The organism is Pseudoalteromonas sp. S3178 (assembly GCF_005886985.1).
Lineage (GTDB): Bacteria > Pseudomonadota > Gammaproteobacteria > Enterobacterales > Alteromonadaceae > Pseudoalteromonas > Pseudoalteromonas carrageenovora.
This window is the reverse complement of sequence record NZ_PNCW01000317.1, coordinates 1-291: the sequence shown is the minus strand read 5'-3', so window position 1 is coordinate 291 and position 291 is coordinate 1. Positions and strand designations below refer to the sequence as shown.

At 34.7% G+C, this 291-nt stretch carries 1 protein-coding gene; it reads right to left on the bottom strand.

Annotation, left to right across the window (positions count from 1 at the left end):
- Positions 1–291 (bottom strand): hypothetical protein (locus CWC11_RS22890; protein ID WP_171038495.1); only part of this gene is annotated, 291 nt, incomplete at both ends.

Here is a 291-nt window from a genome sequence, read left to right as displayed (position 1 = left end):
AGCTTCAAAAGCTCTAGTTCTTTTTCCCAGCTATTTTCTTTATGTTCATTTATTGGTAAAAGCATCTTTTCAATAACATGAAACTGGTGAAAACCACATGGACCTTCAGAAAATTTTAAGTCCATTTGAAGTTTTTTAAACTCAGGTTCACTATTATATTTTGCGAACCCGACAATATAAGTAATAGGTAACTCATTATATTTACGCAGAGCCCTACTAATGTTAAGTAGAGACTTTCCTGCCTCTAACGAACCAGCTACAACCACAATGCCTTTGCTTGGAGTTACTGTT